The 19,225-nt window shown below is 59.6% G+C and carries 14 protein-coding genes; 6 read left to right on the top strand and 8 right to left on the bottom strand.

Annotated elements, in window-relative coordinates:
• Nucleotides 1–102: 102 nt before the first annotated feature.
• Entirely contained in the window at nucleotides 103–861 is a 759-nt protein-coding gene (locus tag JIN78_RS15730) for a VIT1/CCC1 transporter family protein (RefSeq protein ID WP_200392954.1), read from the top strand.
• A gap of 6 nt (nucleotides 862–867) precedes the next feature.
• Here JIN78_RS15730 and JIN78_RS15725 read toward each other — a convergent pair whose 3' ends face one another.
• The 3 genes from JIN78_RS15725 to JIN78_RS15715 form a co-directional block, all read right to left on the bottom strand.
• Nucleotides 868–1,749 carry a 3-keto-disaccharide hydrolase gene (locus JIN78_RS15725; RefSeq protein WP_200392953.1) on the bottom strand — a complete coding sequence of 294 codons (882 nt, stop codon included), beginning with the start codon at nucleotides 1,747–1,749 and terminating at the stop codon, nucleotides 868–870.
• A 58-nt stretch (nucleotides 1,750–1,807) separates the two neighbouring features.
• Entirely contained in the window at nucleotides 1,808–2,809 is a 1,002-nt protein-coding gene (locus JIN78_RS15720) for a hypothetical protein (RefSeq protein ID WP_200392952.1), read from the bottom strand.
• A gap of 62 nt (nucleotides 2,810–2,871) precedes the next feature.
• Complete coding sequence (locus JIN78_RS15715) at nucleotides 2,872–4,602, bottom strand: protein kinase family protein (protein WP_200392951.1); 1,731 nt, start codon at nucleotides 4,600–4,602, stop codon at nucleotides 2,872–2,874.
• Nucleotides 4,603–4,757: 155 nt separating this feature from the next.
• On the opposite strand from JIN78_RS15715, the gene priA reads away from it, so the two are divergent.
• Entirely contained in the window at nucleotides 4,758–6,971 is a 2,214-nt protein-coding gene (gene priA / locus JIN78_RS15710; protein ID WP_200392950.1) for a replication restart helicase PriA, read from the top strand.
• 169 nt (nucleotides 6,972–7,140) lie between these two features.
• On the opposite strand, the gene JIN78_RS15705 is transcribed toward priA, so the two are convergent.
• Nucleotides 7,141–11,373 (bottom strand): beta strand repeat-containing protein, encoded by a 4,233-nt coding sequence (locus tag JIN78_RS15705; RefSeq protein ID WP_200392949.1) that lies wholly within the window; start codon nucleotides 11,371–11,373, stop codon nucleotides 7,141–7,143.
• Nucleotides 11,374–11,545: 172 nt separating this feature from the next.
• Between JIN78_RS15705 and JIN78_RS15700 the strand changes: the two genes are divergently transcribed.
• From JIN78_RS15700 to pyrE, 4 genes are all read left to right on the top strand, one after another.
• Complete coding sequence (locus tag JIN78_RS15700; RefSeq protein WP_200392948.1) at nucleotides 11,546–12,292, top strand: AraC family transcriptional regulator; 747 nt, start codon at nucleotides 11,546–11,548, stop codon at nucleotides 12,290–12,292.
• Nucleotides 12,293–12,388: 96 nt separating this feature from the next.
• On the top strand, nucleotides 12,389–13,744 hold the full coding sequence (locus JIN78_RS15695) for a nicotinate phosphoribosyltransferase (protein ID WP_200392947.1): 1,356 nt from the start codon (nucleotides 12,389–12,391) through the stop codon (nucleotides 13,742–13,744).
• Between the two features lie 6 nt (nucleotides 13,745–13,750).
• A complete protein-coding gene (locus tag JIN78_RS15690; protein ID WP_200392946.1) occupies nucleotides 13,751–14,182 on the top strand; it encodes an NUDIX domain-containing protein in 432 nt (143 codons plus the stop codon).
• Nucleotides 14,183–14,239: 57 nt separating this feature from the next.
• Nucleotides 14,240–14,797 carry an orotate phosphoribosyltransferase gene (gene pyrE / locus JIN78_RS15685; RefSeq protein WP_200392945.1) on the top strand — a complete coding sequence of 186 codons (558 nt, stop codon included), beginning with the start codon at nucleotides 14,240–14,242 and terminating at the stop codon, nucleotides 14,795–14,797.
• A 51-nt stretch (nucleotides 14,798–14,848) separates the two neighbouring features.
• Here the strand turns inward: pyrE and JIN78_RS15680 are convergent, their stop codons facing one another.
• The 4 genes from JIN78_RS15680 to JIN78_RS15665 form a co-directional block, all read right to left on the bottom strand.
• The gene (locus tag JIN78_RS15680; RefSeq protein ID WP_200392944.1) at nucleotides 14,849–16,864 is read right to left on the bottom strand and encodes a cytochrome c biogenesis protein; all 2,016 of its coding nucleotides are present in this window, start codon (nucleotides 16,862–16,864) and stop codon (nucleotides 14,849–14,851) included.
• Nucleotides 16,861–18,120 (bottom strand): cytochrome c biogenesis ResB family protein, encoded by a 1,260-nt coding sequence (locus JIN78_RS15675; RefSeq protein WP_200392943.1) that lies wholly within the window; start codon nucleotides 18,118–18,120, stop codon nucleotides 16,861–16,863. Before JIN78_RS15675 ends, JIN78_RS15680 begins: the two co-directional genes overlap by 4 nt.
• A 75-nt stretch (nucleotides 18,121–18,195) precedes the next feature.
• Nucleotides 18,196–18,840, bottom strand: coding sequence for a hypothetical protein (locus JIN78_RS15670; protein ID WP_200392942.1), 645 nt, complete (start codon nucleotides 18,838–18,840; stop codon nucleotides 18,196–18,198).
• A 134-nt stretch (nucleotides 18,841–18,974) separates the two neighbouring features.
• Nucleotides 18,975–19,225 (bottom strand): putative PEP-binding protein (locus tag JIN78_RS15665; RefSeq protein ID WP_200392941.1); only part of this gene is annotated, 251 nt, incomplete at its 5' end.

The raw sequence follows: 19,225 nt of genomic DNA, 5'->3' as shown, positions 1-19,225 counted from the left end.
GATGGCCTTCTACCTGGCCACCGCCCCCGATCAAGCAGCCCGCAGCCTGCTCTGTCCCGACTTTCCCCTTGTCATCACCGGCGATTGAGGGAGCTTTTTCCCATGTCCCACCACGCCGATCATGCCGCCGAGCACACGCCCGAAGCCATCCAGGCCCGCATCGAGCAAGGAGCGGGACAGGATTTCCTCAAGGACTCCATCTACGGAGCCATCGACGGCGCGGTGACCACCTTTGCCATCGTCTCCTCGGTGGCCGGGGCGGGGCTCCCCTCGGGCATCGTTATCATCATGGGCGCGGCTAATGTCCTCGCCGACGGATTCTCCATGGCCGCCGGAAACTTTCTCGGCACCCGGGCCGAGAATCAGGCCGCCGACCGCGCCCGCCGCGAGGAGGAGCACGAAATCGAGCACCACCCAGAGGGAGAGAAGGAAGAAATCCGCCAGATTTTCGCCGCCAAGGGATTCCACGGCGAAACGCTGGAAAAAATCGTCACCGTCATCACCTCCGACCATGACCGTTGGCTGGAGACCATGCTCCACGAAGAGCACGGCATCTCCCCCAGCCGCCCGAATGCTTGGAAAGCCGCGCTGGCCACCTTCCTGGCCTTCCTCATCATCGGCATTATTCCCCTGCTCGCTTACTTTGTCGATTTCACCCGCCCGGGAAGCCTGGGCAACCCCTTCCTGCCCGCCTGCCTTCTCACCGCCTGCTCCTTTGCCATCATCGGTGCCCTGAAGGCCCGCATCGTAGGTCAACGCACCCTCTACGGCTTGTTGGAAACCCTCGCCGTGGGGGCCCTCGCCTCCGGCCTGGCCTACGCCATCGGCTACCTCCTTCGCCCCCTGGCCCAAGGGCTCTGAAGCCCCTCACCAAGGCCTCGACTCCCCTGCCGGACGGGTCACGACGGCCTCATACTCCTCCGGAAATTCCTCAATCGGAGTCAGCTCAAGGCGACGGAAATAGATTTCGGCGGCCTCGGACTGGAGCTGGATCTTGCCCGCAGTCAAGGGCACCTCGCCCTCTCCCCCGGGACCCTTCTGCCGAGTGTCAAAAAGCATCATATTGGGGACGCCATTGACCACGAAGAGCGCTCTTTCCCCTACAGTATAAAGCTCCAGCGTGTTCCACTCCCCGTGAGGCTTTTCTTCGCTGGGACCGTGCAAGAGGTAGCCCATGCCATGCCGCAGCTCACCCTCGGGCGTGTAAACGGGCTGATTTTTACCCTGAAACCCCTGCGGGCCCACCGGCACACTGGCTTCCGCCCCGGCCAAGGGAATGAAGTCGCCGCAGTCGCCCTCCTGAATCTGGAATTCCAGCGAACGCATCCAGACCTTCCAGAAAGCACCATGATTGCCGACGCAGTGGAAAAGCAGCCCGCTGTCTCTCTTCGCTTGCAAACGTGGCTCCCATTTCTTCTCCCCCCATTTGAAATCCAGGGTCAGATGATAGTTGGAAAATTCCTTCTTGCTCGTGAGCCCGGCATAAATTTGGCCACTGACCAGCAAGACGGGCTCGCCTTCCTCTTCGATCATCTGGAAGACCTGCAGCGGATCCTGACCGAGCCCGAGCGGCCGCCCCGTCATGTGATTGGTATGAGGCTCATGCTGATAGCCTTCCAGCTGGATGGACTCATGAGGCACTCCCATGAAGATTTCCCACTGCGAGAGGTCCTTATCGAGTAAGGACAGTGGCTCCGCCTGGGCCCAAAGAAGCGAGGAGAACGAAAAAAGAAAAAGAGCACCTTTCATGACCTTGAGGAGAAAAGCAATCTGGGCGAAAAGCGTCCGCAGGCAAAGCGAAATTCCCTCACTCACCGGGAATCACTACCGTACTCGAAGAGTGTGGTCCTTGATTGAGCAATCCCTCGAAGATCGTCCCTTGGGACTCCAGATGCGAGCGATAGTCTTGTAGTTGTTTCTCGTCGAGAAAGGGACTGAGTTCCTTAATTTTTCGTTCGATACTTTCCTCTCGCTGCTTCTTCAATAAACCAGCGTAGTCAACTTCCCCTTCTTCATTGGTAAAGTCGGCAATCACGTCTGGATCCGATGCCACCTTATCGGCGGAGTGATCAAAACTCATTTCAATTCCCATTCCTTCGGTAAACTGACTCATTGCCATCCCAAAACCCTTTGCAGGGGAGGAATTTTGTTCGGCCTCAAGAGCATTTTGATAGAAGTGCTCATACAGGGCTTCACGCTGATCGGAGCGGACCGAAATTTGTTCGCCCAAGTCTGCCATTTGACGAAGAGCGTCGGAATCCGCGATACGTCGCTCCCGTTCAGCGTCAAGTTGACGCCACTCATCCATTTGCTCCTCACTCAGAATCTCCTGCAACCCATCAGCCAAGCCTTTTCCTCCCAAAATTCGCAGAGCTTCAAACGCCTGAGAAAGTTCGACCCCAGAGTTTCGATTCATCAGTTCACCGGCAAGCTCCACCTTTTCATCGAAATATTCTTCCAACGCTGCTTTTTGTTCGGCGGAGAGTCCCAAATCGTTCACCAACTTTTCGATCAATCGATCAGCCTTGTTTCGATTCTGATTACCCAAGACGTCGCCCAGATGGGTGATATAATTTTGAGAACCAGTAACATTCTCCTCCTGAGCTGAGACCAAAGCTCGATTCGTTTTACTCGCCAGCGCCGATTCATCCTCGGACTCCCTAGCTTTCGACGGTTCAGGGACTGCCGAGCGGGATGATTCTGCTGGAGCCATTCTCTCCTCTGTCTCGCTATTTCGCCGGGTAGTGATCACACTCGCGACGACAAGGACAAGAACTCCAAGCAAGATTAGCAACAAAGGTCTTTTCATCATAAGTTTTTGCAAAGAGCGTCGAAACCGGATATTTTTGTGAAAATTTTCTGAAAATCCACTTACTCGATTTTTGCCAGGTCCCCTTCCTCGTCGATCTCGAGAACAAGGGAAATTTTGGCCGTGGGCCCGGGGACGACCCGGCCGCGCACCTGCACTTGCTGCCCTTGCAGGGAATCTCCTTTTTCCTTGAAGCTGCGGGTGGAAAGAGGACCTCCTTTCACAAAGCGGGCACTCACTCCGGGGCCTTCCGCGAACATGAGGTAGACGTGCTCCTCGTGAACAACAAAACCATCGAAAGTCCCGCGAAAAAGCACTTCTTCTCCCTGCAAAGCAGAGAGTTGCCCGACCTCTTGAAGAGAATAAACCGGGGTGACCGGCACGAGAGAAAGGTCGGAATACTCGTTGAGGTAAAGATAGACCCCACTACCCCGGGAGAAACTCTGCTTGGCCGCTTGCACCGTCACGCGAGCCCGTATCTCCTGTCCCACTAGGGCATCCCACTGCTCGCGCGCAACCTCTTCGGTCGCCTCCAGATGCCGGAAAGTGAGAAAGGCGTTCTCCTGATCATCTTCAAAGTCGAGATACCACAAGGTGCCTTTGCCGCCACTCTGCGCGCTCCGCGTGGGGGTGCCCACAATGGTCACTTCCTGCCCATCGAGATCACGCAGGAGGTCGGCCTCCAGAGGAGAGTAAATCGGGGCCGAATCGACTGCCCCCTCCGGCCCGGGCGTCTCGTGCGGCTCCGGCTCATCCTCCTCTTGGGCAATTGCGGGAGTCGCTACGAACTCTTGCTCAGGCTCCGCCCCGGGCAGCTCGCTGGCCGCTTCCTCCGGGGAAGCGACCCCCGAAGGCTCACTGGCGACTGCCTGCCCTCGTGCCACGAGGACGTCCTCTTCCTCCCGGCCCGACTCGTCCTGGGCAAGAGCAGCCTCTTCCTCCTCAACCGCTTCCTCCGGCACAGACTCAGCCGGAGGTTCCTCCTCTTCGCCAACAAGCGGCCCGGCTTTTTCCGCAGGGGACTTTTCAGCAGAGACGAGCTCTCCAGCACTGTCATCCGTGCGGGATTGGGAAAAAAAGACAAAGAGACCGAGACCCAGCAGGACGAGGGGAAAGGCAATGACGGACGCCCAGAACACCCCTTTCCCGCTCCCGGTCTGCGCACTTTTCAGGGGAACCGCCTGGCTGGCCACCGGGCGACTCTGTAGAGTCCCGGAACTCATCAGAGCCGAGGGAAAGCAATCCGCCAGCTTGGCCATTTCGGCCGCGACCTTCACCTCGCTGACCTCTCCCCCGGCCCTGGCGGTGAAGTAGCGCTCCGGAGAGAGGGTGAACGAAGCGGACAATTCGCCCGCTTCATCCCGACTGAGAATGATCTCTTCCTCACTGAGCGCGAGAGCGGCCTGGCTCTCCGGGGGGAGGGAACGCAAGAGCGCGCCACACTGAGCCTCAAAGGCACGCCTGTCCCCCGCTTGCAGAGTCCCGTCTTGCCTGGCCTGCGCCAAGCTCTCACCCGCCAGCCACTCGGTGACGAAATACGGGGTCTCATCAAGGTCATCGAAACCACCGTCGAGAACCCGGCGAAGATGGGGAATGGACTGCTCCCGGAGGGCCGCCAGCTCGCGTTCGTAAAGGCTTTGGCCCTCCTCATTCTCTTGGCGCAGCCGGGCCACGAGAACCTCCGGGAGAAAAAAACGGCGGAGAGCCACCATTTTTCCCGACCGCCTGTCCACCGCTTGAAAGACAACCCCAGCGGCATCCTGATACCTCATCTCTTGGATCTCGAATTCCATCTTTCTTTCCCTTTCTGATGAGCCAAAAAGCAGATAAGTCACGAAAAGACAAGAACTCCCCGGTGAAAAATTCGCCCTTCCGGAAAATCTTTCCCGCCAGGTGGACACGATTGCGCTTTTCTTTCGCGAGAGACTTTTCAGCCTCGCCCCGCCCCATGCCCGCCGCCCAAGTTCTCATCGATGGCCCCTCCGAGCTCGTCTTCGACTACGCGATCCCGGAAGGGCTCACCGTAGTGGCGGGCCATCGCGTGCGCGTTCCCCTGCGCAATCGCCCGGCCAGCGGCACCGTGCTGCGGGTGCACCAGCCCGCCGACCTGGGCTTTGCCCTCCGCCCGCTCGATTCCCTCATCGATCTCGAGCCCCTCATCACGCCCAACCTGCTCAAGCTCGCCGACTGGATGGCCGACTACTACGGCACCCCGCTGGAGCACATCATGCGCTCCCTCCTGCCCGAAGCCGTGCGCCAGGAGAAGCATTCGCAAAAAACGATCAAACAAGCCCTGGCCCGGCCGGAAATCGACGCCGAAGAATTGGCCAAGCTGGCCAGACGAGCTCCCCGCCAGCACTCCATCCTCGCCCTCCTGCAAGCCGCCGGGGAGGAAGGCCTGCCCCTGAGCCAACTCGGCGAAGGAGCGGCTGGCCCCGTCAAGGCCCTCGCCGACAAAGGCCTTGTCACCCTGCGGGAAATCGCGGTGCAGCGCGACCCCGATGCGGAGGAGACCTTCCTCCCCGACCCCGAAAAAACCCTCAACAGCGAGCAAGCGGCCGCCTACGAGTCCATCGTGGACAATATCCGCAACGAGAAGACCCGCAAGCCCCTGCTCCTGCACGGCATCACCGGCTCTGGCAAAACCGAAGTCTACCTGCAAGCCACCCGGGCCGCCCTCGCGGAGGGAAAATCAGTCATCGTCCTCCTCCCCGAGATTTCCCTCACCCCGCAGACGGTGCAGCGCTTCAAGTCCCGCTTCAGTGACGAGCCCGGCCTCGTCGCCGTCCTCCACTCCACCCTCACCCAGGGAGAACGCTTTGACGAGTGGCACCGCATCCGCAAGGGCGAGGCCCGCGTCGTCATCGGGGCCCGCTCCGCCCTCTTTGCCCCTTTGCCCGATCTGGGGCTCATCCTCGTGGACGAGGAACACGAAACCACTTACAAGCAGGAAAATCCCCCCAAATACCACGGCCGCGACCTGGCGGTGGTGCGGGCCCATCTGGAAGAGGCGACCATCGTGCTGGGGTCGGCCACCCCCTCGGTGGAGAGCTACCACAATTCCCGTAACAAGGAAAAATACCACCTCGTCCCCCTCACCCGGCGGGCCGACGGGCAGTCCCTCCCCCTCATCCGCATCGTCGACATGCGCAACGAGCCCAAGAAGGGAGGGCCCCCCATTCTCTCCCAACGACTGCGGCACGCCATGGAGCAAAAGCTCACCGCTGGCGACCAGATCATCCTCTTTCTCAACCGCCGCGGTTTCGCCCGCTCGCTGACCTGCCCCACCTGCGGGCACACCTGCGAGTGCGCCCACTGCTCCATCCCCACCACCTATCACCGGGCGGAAGAAAGACTCATCTGCCACCTCTGCGGCTACCAATCCATCGTGCCCCGCACCTGCCCCAAGTGCCAGGACCCCGCCATCCGCTTGCAGGGCTACGGCACCGAGAAGGTGGAGGAAGTCCTCCGCAAGGTCTTCCCCCAAGCCCGCCTCGCCCGCCTCGATGGCGACACCGTGCGCAAGAAACACGTCCTCAAGCGCACCCTCGGCGACTTCAAGGCCCGCAAAATCGATATTCTCCTCGGCACCCAGATGATCGCCAAAGGGCTCGACTTCCCCAATGTCACCCTCGTGGGCGTGCTCAATGCCGATCTCTCGCTCAACGCCCCCGACTTCCGGGCCGGCGAGCGCACCTTCTCCCTCCTCACCCAGGTCGCAGGCCGGGCCGGACGGGGCGAGATGGAGGGTGAGGTCTTCATCCAGACCTTTGTCCCCCACAGCCCTTCCATCCAGTATGCCCGCCACCACGACTTCGAGGGCTTTGTGGAGCAGGAGCTGGAATTCCGCGAAAAATACCACTTCCCACCCTTCACCCACCTGGCCCTGCTCTCGACGCGCAGTCGGCACGAGAAGCGCGCCGAGTTCACCCTCGAGACCATCCACCGCCGCCTCTCGGAGGAGCCTCCAGCCGGACTGGAAATCGGCCTACCCAATCCCAACCCCATCACCCGGGCCCACGACCTCCACCGCTTCCAGCTCCTCCTGCGCCATCGCAATCCCCGCGTCCTGACCCGCCACATCCACCGCACCTTGGCCAAACTGCCCATCCCGGAGGATGTCACCCTCGTGGTCGATATCGACGCCCACGACTTTTCCTGATACCAATGGGAAGTTCTCGATCGAGATACCAGTCAGCCCCAGCGCGCCTTTTCCCCGACAGAATGAACGGCCTCATTTGACCAGAAAAAATCGGAAGTCGGCCAAAAAAAAGCCCCGCTCCCGGACGTCCGGAAGCGGGGCCTTTGACAAAAACTCTCCGAGAAATTCCTCAGGGTGTCACCTTCACTCGCAGGAATCCTCGGGAGGGCAGGCCTTCCGAAGCATTCAGGCTGAAGCTGCGATACTCATAACCAGCGGGAGCAGGAGGCAAATCCGTCACCACCGGAGCCACTGGAGTGACTGCCGCGGTGAAGTCCTGCAAGTCGAGACTTCCCTCCACCAGATAAGTGAACCCGTCGGCAGTGGCGGCCGGAGCCGGAGTCCCCGCAAAAGCGGGCGTGCCCGCCCGAACCGCAACGGTGAGCAACAATTCAGCATCCGTTGTGGCATCGGCATCACTGTCCGCAAGGAGATGGTAAGCCCGCGCGGTCTGGGAGGCATCGTTGGGGATGCCCCCAAATGCGAACTCGAGCAAATTGCTCTGCCCGTCACCATCCGGGTCAGCATCCTGGCCCACGATATCGCTATCCGTTTCACCAGGGTAAAACTCGCCCACCCAAGTCTGGAAAGGAGTGGTCGCGGCAGGATTGACCAAAGCCACCTGCTTGGACCCTTCGTAATCATACTCAAGGGTATAGCCCGAAGGCAGCCCATTGACGTTGGCGAAGGTGCCGGTCAAGGACCCCGTGTAGCTGGCGACTACATAGACTTCCGCCGCAGCGGCGTTCAGCTCGGAAATGTTCAAATCTCCGCCGAGAGTCAGGTCCCCATTAACCACTAGAGAGTCTCCGGCCAGACCATCGATCTCATAGTCGTAATCCCCACTCAGCACGGTCGTGCCGACTGTGAAAGTGCCCGTCGCATGGCCTGGGGCCAGATGCGCACCAGCCTCGACCGTCAGCCCCCCTGCCAGCGACCCACTCCCGCCTACCGTTGCTCCCGATGCCGTCGTGGTGCCGGTAAAAGTATTGGCTCCATCGAGGAAGAGTGTTCCTCCACCAACGACCGACAAGTTACCGCTTCCCCCAAAGATCTGCGCAACCGTCAAGGCCTGACCACTGGTGTCGATGGTGCCGCCACCAGCCTCAATCGTCGCGGTATCGATGGTGGACATGAACTCGGGATTAGCGTCCTCATCCGCTTTCAGAACTCCGCCATTGAAGACAAAAGTAGACGAGCGGGGACCATTTTCCCCCTCCGGATTCGTGCCCTCGCGCACAATATCGGTGGTGATGATTCCACCGTTAAGATTGACGACCCCGACGGCGTTTTGTTTGCCCGCGATGGTGAGACCGTTGACCCCCTTGGTGGTGATGGCAGCGGTGCCGGAGACGTTGAGTGTCCCGGTGCCTGCTTCCGCAATGAGGAATTCCCGGGCTTCATCGAATTGGTTGATCGCGCCCTCCGAAATGTTGACGGTCGCTCCGCCGGAAGCTCCGCGGGTCAGAAGCAGATAGCCGAGATTGCTGTTGAACGTGCCCCCGGTTTGGTTCCAGGTCAGCTGACCATCGCTTGCCATCCAGGTGCTGTTACCGGCCTCAATGGTGCCACCGGAGAAGGTCACGTCGGCCGAGGAAGTGCCGTTGAGTGCAATGGAGAGGTCCCCATTCGTAGTCACGGTGCCCCCACTGATCTCAATGGTGGCCGTGGTATTGGCTCCCTTACCCCAGAAGGTCGTTCCCCCACTGACGGTAGCTTCATCCCGCACAATCATCGTGCCGGAAGAGCCTCCCAGGTCTGTGATGTTGAAGTCCCCGGTGATGCTCAATGAGCCGCTGTCTTCCACCGTCAGGGTGCCCCCACCATTCTGACCGACGGAGAGCCAGGCACCGCCTTCCACCCGGCCACTGTCGCTAATGGTTACATTGCCCACCGCTCCCGCAGGCAAGCCCGTCATGATGCGATTGGGGGTGAGAAGCTGGCCATTCCCGCTGACGGTCAGGTTAGCCGCTGTTCCGTCGGCATCGCCAATATTGACATTGCCCGCATTGACCACGGTATCGGCTGGCAGCGTGATGTCCACGCCGTCACCGAGAAAGAAATCTCCGGTATTGAGGGTGGTTCCGTCGACCACGAGAGAACCTTCATCGAGACGGAAATTACCCAATGCGTTGGTGGGATTGGTCAGGATCAGGTTTCCTGCACCCGACTTGGCAAGTCCTCCGCCAGTGGCGACCACTTCTGCCGAAAGAGTCAGGTCATTGGCGGTCGCCAGTCCACTGCCACCAGCAGCGATGGTCAGGCCCCGGTCGATGCCGACTGCGGCCCCGGTGTATTGCAAGGTGCCACCCGCAAGAACGAGATTGCCCGCCTCCGCCCCCGCCGCTCCCAGCGAACTGGGTTGGCCGCCGTCAGCCAGCAAATCCACCGTGGTCACGCCGCCTTCCAAGCGCGTCACCCCGGTATAGGTATTGGCCAATCCACTGATGGAGAGGGCTCCCGCACCCCGCTTGGTGAAGGAGCCATCACCACCGATGCTCCCGCTCCCACTCAAATCGTAGTTGGCGGAATTATTTTCGAAAAGGACCTGTAGCGGAAGAACAGCTTGATCCAAAGTGACGGTCGCAGGACTCACCCCCATTGCGCTGTCATCAAATGTCACCGGGTCGGTATTCTGGAAAACGACCCCGTCTCTCGTGGCTTCGTCGACCCAGTTCTCCGTGGTCAAATCCCAAGCCGAGCTAGTGGTGCCGTCCCACACCGGCAGATTGGCGTTGGTGACGTTCAGGGAAAGACTTGTTCCCGTATCGACGAGGACAGCATCCACTCCCAGTGGCAAGTCACCCAGCACAAAGGTTCCCGTTCCCGAGCGGCTGCCAGCATCAATCAGAGGAATGCTCCCTACGGTAAGACCTTCTGCGGAGACATTTACGGTGATCACGCCATTGACTTCCAGAGCACTGGTGACGGCAAGGGGCGGCTCGGTTGGATTATCAGAAGCAACCTCCCCCAAGGCGACATTGAAGGCGCCATTGCCAGCGAAAGTCACCGAGTCGGCATAGGCCTGGTCATCAGGAAAGGGAGTGACCACTCCCAAGGCCGCTCCTTCGGCCACCGTCACCGCTCCTGCGTAAAGATTTTCCACAAAAGTATCCAAGACCGCCGAAAAGGCGAACTCACCTTCGTTGACCTGAATCCCCCCCGTGAAACTGCTGTCGGAAGCCACCACCAGACGGCCCGCCCCTTCTTTGGTCAAGCCTCCCTCACCGGACAAAGGAGAGGTGCCCGCGAGTGTAAAGCCATTGGTATCAACCGTCAGCCCGCCAGACGCGATGACGGTGGTGTCCAGGGGTTGCGAGGTATCCAAAGGATCGAAGTTGAAATTGGTAAAGAAAGTCTCGCTATCGCCAACGGCCTGAATCTCCGCCCCATCAAAAGTGATTGCACTCGCTCCCGGTCCGCCGGAGATGCCGGTGGTTTGGAGGAGACCTCCCGTAACGGTCAGGGTGGCAGAAGTGCCCCCGTTCGCACCGAGAAAGACCCCATTGGTCGCAGTCAGGGTCCCCCCCGAGAGATTGAACGTTCCTTGGGAAGTATCGGCATTGGCGAGGCGCAGTTCACCCACTTCCACCAGACCTGCCTCCTGATTGTAGTGGCCCACCGTGGCACCATTTTCCGCAATATAGAGAATCTTTCCAGGAGCGAGGAAAGAGCCCCCCGTTTGGTTCACCGTGCCATTCCCCCCAACCGAGCCAACCACGGTTTGCCCGTTGTTGGTGGCGCCCCGGATGGTCCCACCGGACAGATTGAGCACCCCAGTCGAACTTCCCCGACCGATGGCCAGCCAGTTTGTCGAGGTCAAGGTTCCGCCACTCATATTGAGCGTGGCATTGTTCCCTCCCCCCTGTCCGAGCCACACCTCGCCATTCACGGTCAGCTCCCCGGCTGAAATGGTCGATGGGTTACTGCTGTTGAAAATCGGCAAACGGCTGCATTGAAAAGTGCCCGAGGTCGAAAAGTGAAATTCACTGGGAGCATTTTGACCCACGTAGAGCCAGCCGGGAATCGTGAGCGAAGCCTCACCCGCGAAATCCAGCCGACCCGAGGTCGCCCCCTCCCCGTCACCCAAGCGGATATCCCGGGGATTGACCTCTGGAGTCGTAGAGAGAATGGGGTATTGCCCGGCGGCCGTCGTGTTGATGTAAGCATCCTCATCGCCGGGATGCCCCCCATCAGCATTGTTGCTTGGCACATGGTCTGCTCCCGAATTCTCGGGATCACCCCAGTTGTCAGGATTGTTCCAATTCTGGTCGCCGCCTCCGAAATCCCAGACATTGGGGGATTGTCCCATGGCCGGAATTGCCGAAAACAACATGAGAGTGGGTAAGATTTGATACTTCATTTTTATATGGGTTTCTGATTGGCAGCCATCCGGCCCGGGCCCGAAATTTTCTTTCGACAAGCAACAACTCACTCGCGTCAAGACGGATTCACCAACTTTGGGAGCGGAACAATAGTGCACTGGGCAGAAAAAATCTTGTCGTGCTCCGAAAGAAATTTGTATTTTCCTCGACATGACTAAGAGCGGCATTGTCGCGGAGTGGCTCGATACTCTGCGCCCCGGCACCCATCGCGAACTCTTCGAGCACCTTCCCCACGTGATGTATTTCGCCAAGGATGTGGACCTCCGGCTGATGGCCGGCAACCGCTCTCTGGTGTTGCGCTGCGGCTTCGAGAAAGAAGATGACCTCATCGGCCACACCGACCTCGACTTCCACCCCATCGAACTGGCGGAAAAGTATGCCCAGGACGACCAGAGCATCCTCAATTCCGGCCAACCCATGACCGGCATCGTGGAGCTCTTTCCCAATGACTTGGGAGAGCTGGACTGGTATGTCACCGACAAGTATCCCCTCTTTTCCCGCGAGGGCAAAGTGGCTGGAATCTGTGGGCTCATCCGCAGCGTGCGGGGCACCCACAAGGAGGTGCAACCCTTTATGCGTCTGAGCCCCGTCACCGACTACCTGGAGGAAAATTTCCGGGAAAAAGTGACCGTCGCCAAGCTGGCCCAAGTGGCCGGCATGTCCGTGCGCCAACTCGAACTGCAATTCCGGGACACTTTCAAGACCACTCCCAAGCAATACATCATGAAGTTGCGCATCCTGAAGGCCTGCGAGCTCCTCTCGCAAAGCTCTCTCCCCATCACCGAGATCGCGCTTGAAGTCGGCTTCTACGACCACAGCTCCTTCACCCGCAAATTCTCGGAAATGATGAACCACACCCCTCGGGAATACCGCAAGCGCTTCAGCCGAAGCAACTGAAAGTCCCCCCTGCACGAGCACGGCTGTCCCTCCCCTGTCCAGTTTTGATCTCTTTTCACACTTGTAAGTGTATTTTTTACACTTTAACATCTGTCCATGAACAGCCCCCTACTCACCGACCTTTACCAACTCACGATGGGGCAAGCTTATTGGCATCATGGCCGCCACCGCCAAGAAGCGATTTTCCATCTCTTTTTCCGGAGAGCTCCCTTTGGCGAACAGGCCGCTCTCTTCGCCGGCTTGGAAACAGCTTTGGAATTTCTCCGTAAGCTGGCCTTCGGGAAAAAGGAAGTGGCCTATCTCGCCAGCCTCGTTGGCAACAATGACCAGCCCCTCTTCTCCCCCGACTACTTGTCTTATTTGCGGGAACTGGAATGGACCCTGACCATCAAAGCGCCGCCGGAGGGAAGCCTGGTGCTTCCCCATCAGCCGCTGCTGCAAGTGCGGGGGCCCATTCTGCAAGCCCAACTGGTGGAAACCGCGCTCCTCAATTTTGTGAATTTCCAGACCCTCATCGCCACCCAGGCGGCCCGGGTATGCGAGGCTGCCGGAAAGGACCCCGTGCTGGAATTCGGCCTGCGCCGCGCCCAAGGCCCGGACGGCGGACTCAGTGCCAGCCGGGCGGCCTACCTCGGCGGCTGCGCGGGCACCTCCAACGTCCTTGCCGGCTATCGCTACGGTATTCCCCTCAAAGGCACCCACGCCCACAGCTGGGTCATGAGCTTTGAGGACGAACTGGACTCCTTCCGCGCCTACGCCGACGCACTCCCTAACAACACGACCCTTCTCGTAGACACCTACGACACCGTAGCGGGCATCAAAAAAGCGATCATCGTCGCCCGGGAACTCGAGGCCCGCGGCCACCACTTCATGGGAATCCGTCTCGATTCCGGCGACTTGCATGCCCTCAGCCTCGCGGCCCGCAGCCTACTTGACGACGCGGGTTTTCCCACTGCAAGAATCGTAGCCAGCAACGATCTGGATGTAGCGACCATTCGCGAGCTGAAGGCCAGAGGAGCGAGCATCGACACCTGGGGCGTGGGGACGCGCCTGATCACCGCAGCCGAACAACCAGCTCTGGGCGGGGTCTATAAGCTGGGAGCACTGCAAACCGACAAGGGCTGGCGGGAGACCATCAAGCTTAGCGAGGATCCGGTGAAGGCATCCAATCCCGGCTGTCTGAATGTGCGCAAGGACGAAGCCAGGTGGACCCTTTTCAACGAATGGGAGGAAGAAGAGTCCTTGCCGACCGCCCTTCTCCAACCTGTAATGAAAGAGGGAAAAGTTCTTCAGCCCTCGCCGCCCTTGGCCAGCCTCCGGCAAAGAGCCCTCGCCGAGTGGGCGCAATACCGGGAGCAGAGACCGACCCTGCATCGCAGCCCTCGCCTGGAGGCCCGTCGCGCGGCCCTCCTCGCCGCCACCCTGCCACCCGCCGAATCCACTCCTGCTTGAATGGCCATGCCCCACACCTACCGATATCCCCGCCCGGCCGTCACCGTCGACGCCATCGTGCTCGCCCCGCCAAGCCAGCCCACCCACCTCTTGCTCATCGCGCGCAAAAAGCCGCCCTTTCCAGGCTGCTGGGCCCTGCCGGGCGGCTTCGTGGACGAGGATGAAGACCCAGCTGACGCCGTGGCCCGGGAAGTGAGCGAGGAAACCGGCTTGACCGGGCTGGACTGGCAAGCGGGCGGATTCTACGGTCAACCCGGTCGCGATCCCCGGGGCCACACCATCTCGCTCGTCTTCCGCACCGCCACCGAGCGCGAGCACCACCAGATCGTGGCCGCCGACGATGCCGCGCAAGCCCGCTGGCACCCCCTCGACCAACTCCCCCCGCTCGCCTTCGATCATGCCGACATCTTGCGGAAAGAGCTCGCCTCGCCACCCTGACACGTCCGTCCGCGTTTTTTAGTGGCTCTGCGGGCTCGGGAGAGCTTCACTCGCTCCATGAACGCACGTGACGAGCTCAAAGCCATCTTGCAGGAAAAATCGATTCGCACCGGGGACTTCACTCTCGCCTCCGGCAAGAAGAGTGACTTCTACGTCGATTGCCGGGTCACCACCATGGACTGCCGGGGTGCGATTCTGGTGGGCGAAGTGGGCTTTGCTGCGGTGGCTGAGAAAATAACCACTCTCCCGGAAAAGCCGGTCGCCATTGGGGGCATGACCATGGGCGCGGACCCCATCTCCTTGGCCATTGCCATGGAGTCCTCCCGCCAAGGCCAAGCCCTGCAGATGTTCTCCGTCCGCAAAGAAGCGAAAAAATACGGCACGGGAAAACGGGTGGAAGGCAACTTCAAGAGCGGCGACACCATCATCCTCGTCGAAGACACCGCCACCACCGGCGGCTCCACCCTGAAAGCCATGGACGCCATCGAAGCCGAAGGCGGCAAAGTCGCCTTCGTGGTGATCCTGGTCGATCGGGAAGAAGGGGCCAAAGAGGTGATCGAAGAGCGCGGCGTGGAGGTGGTCAGCATCTACCGCAAAGGCGAGCTCATTGCTTGAGCCCTCGCATTTGCCAGCCCCGGCAACCGGGCTGGCCAACCGCCCCTCTGCTCAAGCCTCTTGCTTGCGGCTACTGGCCAAGGCCGCTTTCTTCTCCGCCTTGCGGGCCGCGAGCTGGCGGTCCTGCCAGATGGCGAACGCCATCCCGGTCACAATCACGAAGGCCGCAGCCCCGTAGAACACCCAAATGGCGGACTTGCCATCAGTGAAACCGTAGGAGTGGAGACCGGTTCCCAGCATATTGACGTGGAACCAGGAAAAAGTCACCACCACCCCGCCAAAGGCCGAGGCGATATTGACCCCCCATTCGCGAAGAAGCCCTGCCGCTCGCCCGTGCAAGATAAACAGGGTCCACAATACGATCATGAGAGCCCCATTTTCCTTCGGATCCCAGCCCCAGAAGCGCCCCCAGGAATAGTTGGCCCAGATGCCGCCCAGGACTGTGCCAATGAGCGAAAGCACGAGAGTGAAACAAACGATGCCATAAGTCATCCGCGTAATGCTGCGGCGGAAAGTGGTCTCTCCCTCATCCAATCCCAGCACCCGGTAGAAGATGTAGATAAAGCCCATTACCGCACCGACCAAACCAGCGGCATAGCCCAAGGTCACCGTGAGCACGTGCGTGGTCAGCCAGAAATTCGAGCGCAGAACCGCGACCAGGGGATCGAGCGAGTCGGAGGCCGCCGCGACCTCGAAGACCGTAGCCAGCACCATCCCGGCCAAGCCCACCACGGGGGCGGCGAGAAGAGCAATGCGCATTTTGGTGAAGAGCTCGGTAAGCAGGAAAAGAATGACCGCACCCGCTGTGATGTAGGGAATGGTCTCGTATAGATTCGTCACCGGCGGACGAAGGACGACGAGGAAGCGGTGCACAATCGCCGCCAAGACGAAGAAAAGCCCCAGGCTGGTGAAGCTCCACAACGCGACGCGGAGAATCTTGCCTGCGAGCCCGGTCGGCGTGAAGAGATAGACGAGAAGGAAAAGGGAGGCAAAGGTGAAGGTGTAGAGCGCCTTCTTATTCCAATTGAGCTTGTTGAAGGAAAGCTCGCGGGCCACTGCCTTGGCCGCATCCTCACCAGCCCGGGTCATCGTCACTGTGCGAAAGTTCTCCAATTCTTTCGCAAAGGCGTCCTGTCCCTCCCGGTAAGCCGCGTAGAGTTCTTCCAAGCGCTTCACGTCCTCGACCGCTGCATTCGGGTCGCTGGCCTGCCCCGTCAAGGTGGCTTCAATCAGTTCCCCCACCGAAGCCCACTTCTCTTCCTCCGCATCATGGGGAGGGAGAGGATGGAAGTTGAACCGAGCACTCATCATGGAGCGGTCGATTTGCTGCAAAAGTTCATTGATGTGGGGCGGGATTCCGCCATTGGCCTGGCTATTGCGAATCGCTTCCACGATCTGCCCCGAGGTCGCCATCACGGTGCTCATATTGACCCGTTTGCCCTCTCCGGCTTCGGCTTCCAGGAGAATCCCCTCTCTCACAAAGTCGAAATAGTGGGAGAGATAGAAATAGTTCTGCAGCGCACTGGCAAGATCGAGAGTCTGGTCCTCGACCGGAGTGAGGTCCGACCCCCGCTGCTTGAGCTGCTGCAAGTCGCCAGCCTTTTGCATGAGGTCGGGCAAATGCGGCTCCAATTCGGCGAAGCTATAACGATCCCGCTTCCCCCGGTCATCGAATTCCACCCCGATGGCTTTGAGAACATCGGCATTGTCAACGCGGAAAGTCGGCAACTGGGCAGCTAGCTCGGGGCGGAAAAAGACATCAAGCAACCAGGCCATGGGCCCGATTTTGATCTTTTCTCCCTCTCCGTCTTCAATCGTCATGCGGCGGTCACCCCGCATCTGCAAGAGGGCATAGTCCGCACGGGTCTCAAGAGGCTTGATTCGTCCGCCCTCCTGCACCGGCAAAGCAGCTGCGGTCTTCAGGACCTCTTCCGTCCACGGCTCGTAGCCCGGCACTTGAACCCGGTGTTTTTCCGGGCGCAATTCTTTCACTCCCATCATGAAGAGGCTCAGGAGGAGCCCCACCAGAAGGATGAGGACGATGATTTTTCCAACAGATTTTTTCATGCGGTAACGGGCTTACGGGGTTTGCGAAGAAATTGAACGAGCTTGTAGAGGAAATGTCCGATGAGGCCGATCATAGAAAGAATCAGCGAATAAAGGGGCCAATGGTCGGCCGGGTTGCGCACCACCTCGAAGACCGAGTAGTATTCGGTGGGGTTCTCCTGGTCCTGCGGCCCCCAGTTTGCTTGGAAAAAGGTCCAGCCCCGATGGCGCATGGGCTCGTTCATCTGGATGAGAACTTCTTCCGTCTCCACCCCTTCCAGCCGGGTAATATCACTCTCGTAGGCGGCCGCACGGTTGGTGCCGGGGTCCCGTTCCACCCGAAAGTCATCGAGCTGAATCTTGAACGGAAGAGGCCAGAGCTTTTTGCGCATCTGCAGAAGATAGGACTTCCCCGCGAGGGTGATGGTGGCAGGCTTGAGGCTCCGGGAGGCTAACAAAAGCACTTTCTCGGCCTGCCCCTCCTTGTTCAAAACCGTGACCTCCGCCCCGGCGTGATGAGCCTCGGTCTCCTTTTGGCGGGAAAGCTCTTTCAAATAGTAGCCGTCGAGAACCCGCTCACCAGCAGTAGGGGGGATGAACTGCGCCGGGCTGACTTGTGCATTCTCCAGCAGATTGCTGACTTTCAAGTCGAAGGGCAAAGCGCTCAGTCGGAAAAGACGCTCCCCTCCACCCCGCAGGTCTTTGAGAAATTGCCAATCCACCACATGGACCTGGCTCACCTGGCCATCAGTCAACTCGGAAATCTCGATCACCTCCTCATGATAATCCTGGGCGGCATCACTCACCTCACCCTCGTAGATGCGGAGAGCGCCCCGCTTCTCGGTGAACTTGGTCACCCCGGCACCAAGCATGAGGAAGACGATGGAAAAGTGAGTGAGTAGAATGCCGAGCTTCTGGGGGCTTTTGCGCATGCGGATGAGCCCACCCAAGGTCAAGTTCAGGGTGAAGAGAGCGCACAGCCAAAAGCCGCTGGGCATGGGAAACCAGATTTTGATGGGCACCAGGGCGCCGTCGGCCTGCCAAGGTTTCCCGATTTCCGGAAAAAAGAACAGCTCTTTCCAATTGAAATACTTGTCCATCATGGGCTTGAGCCCATTGACGGTCTGTTCCAAGGTCGCGAACCAAGTGAGGACAAAAAGGGCAAGCAACAAAAAGGTCGCCAGTTGCATGCTGGCTAAAAACTGGATCGCTTTTTTGAGCAGTTGACGGCCGCCGGATGAGGTCCGCGCTGAGGCGGTCGATTCGGATTTCTCCATAGCTTGAGGGGTCGGATCAGGAATAGGTCTGGGATGAAATGGGAGGGAGCTTACGCAGTCCAGCAGGCCGGTCATTCACTTACGGGCGAGAGAGGCTAAAAATGCCAGAAATTGCTCGCGCCGCTGGGTCACCTCCTCCTCAGGACCAATCATTTTCACCGTCACAATCCGACCTTCGCTCTCTACCAATACTCCGAGCAAGCCTTGTCCATCCTCGCCGGGGCGGCCCATTCCAGGCTCGTAGCGACCTTGCGCGCTCACCAGGTAAGCGCTCTCGCCGAGAAACTCGACCCGCTCCAATTCCGCGATGGGTTGGGGTTCGGCTCCAAATTGCCGGAACCAGCGATCGGCATTGGGCTTAATGCCTCCTCCACTGACGCTGAGGTAGATCTCGCCCTGCTGCTCCCCTTCCCCGAAAGTGAGATTGACTTCACGCATGGCGGTTTTCGGCACCACGGTCCAGTCCTCCGCCGGGAGCTCGAATTGCCAAGCGCTTCCCTCCGCGCTGGCTGTTCCCCCACCGGTGCTCTGCCCGCTCGCCTTCACTTGGGCGAGCACCTCGGGAGGCAAAAACTGTTCGTCGCTGGAAGCATTGATGGCGGGATCCTCGTCCAGTGAGGTCAAGGGGCGGGTTTCGCTAATGGTGACTTCTTTTTCCTGGCGGCACGAGAGCAGGGAGAGACCGCAAAGGAAAAGCGGAGCGAGCAGAAGGGGTTTCATGGCGGGACTAGTAAACCGGGCCCGCGCCCGATGCAAGGAACACCGGACAAGATCGAAGGGCCAGGGGCAGGATCGAAAAAGCCCTGCCGCTCGCAAGAACGACAGGGCTGGAAAACAAGTTTATCTGCTAGCGCTTACGCACGGCTCTCGACAATCGCGGCCTGAGCGGCTGCGAGACGGGCGACGGGCACGCGGAAGGGCGAGCAAGAGACGTAGGCCAAGCCCACCTTGTGGCAGTATTTGACCGACTGGGGCTCACCACCGTGCTCCCCGCAGATGCCGAGCTTGATGTCGGGACGGGTCTGCTTGCCTTTCTCGATAGCGATCTCCACCAACTGGCCCACTCCGGTCTGGTCGAGAGTCGCGAAGGGGTTGTTGGGATAGA

It is taken from the genome of Roseibacillus ishigakijimensis, assembly GCF_016595415.1.
Lineage (GTDB): Bacteria > Verrucomicrobiota > Verrucomicrobiia > Verrucomicrobiales > Akkermansiaceae > Roseibacillus > Roseibacillus ishigakijimensis.
Note: the sequence above shows the minus strand (reverse complement) of the source record. Positions and strands in the feature narration are given on the sequence as shown.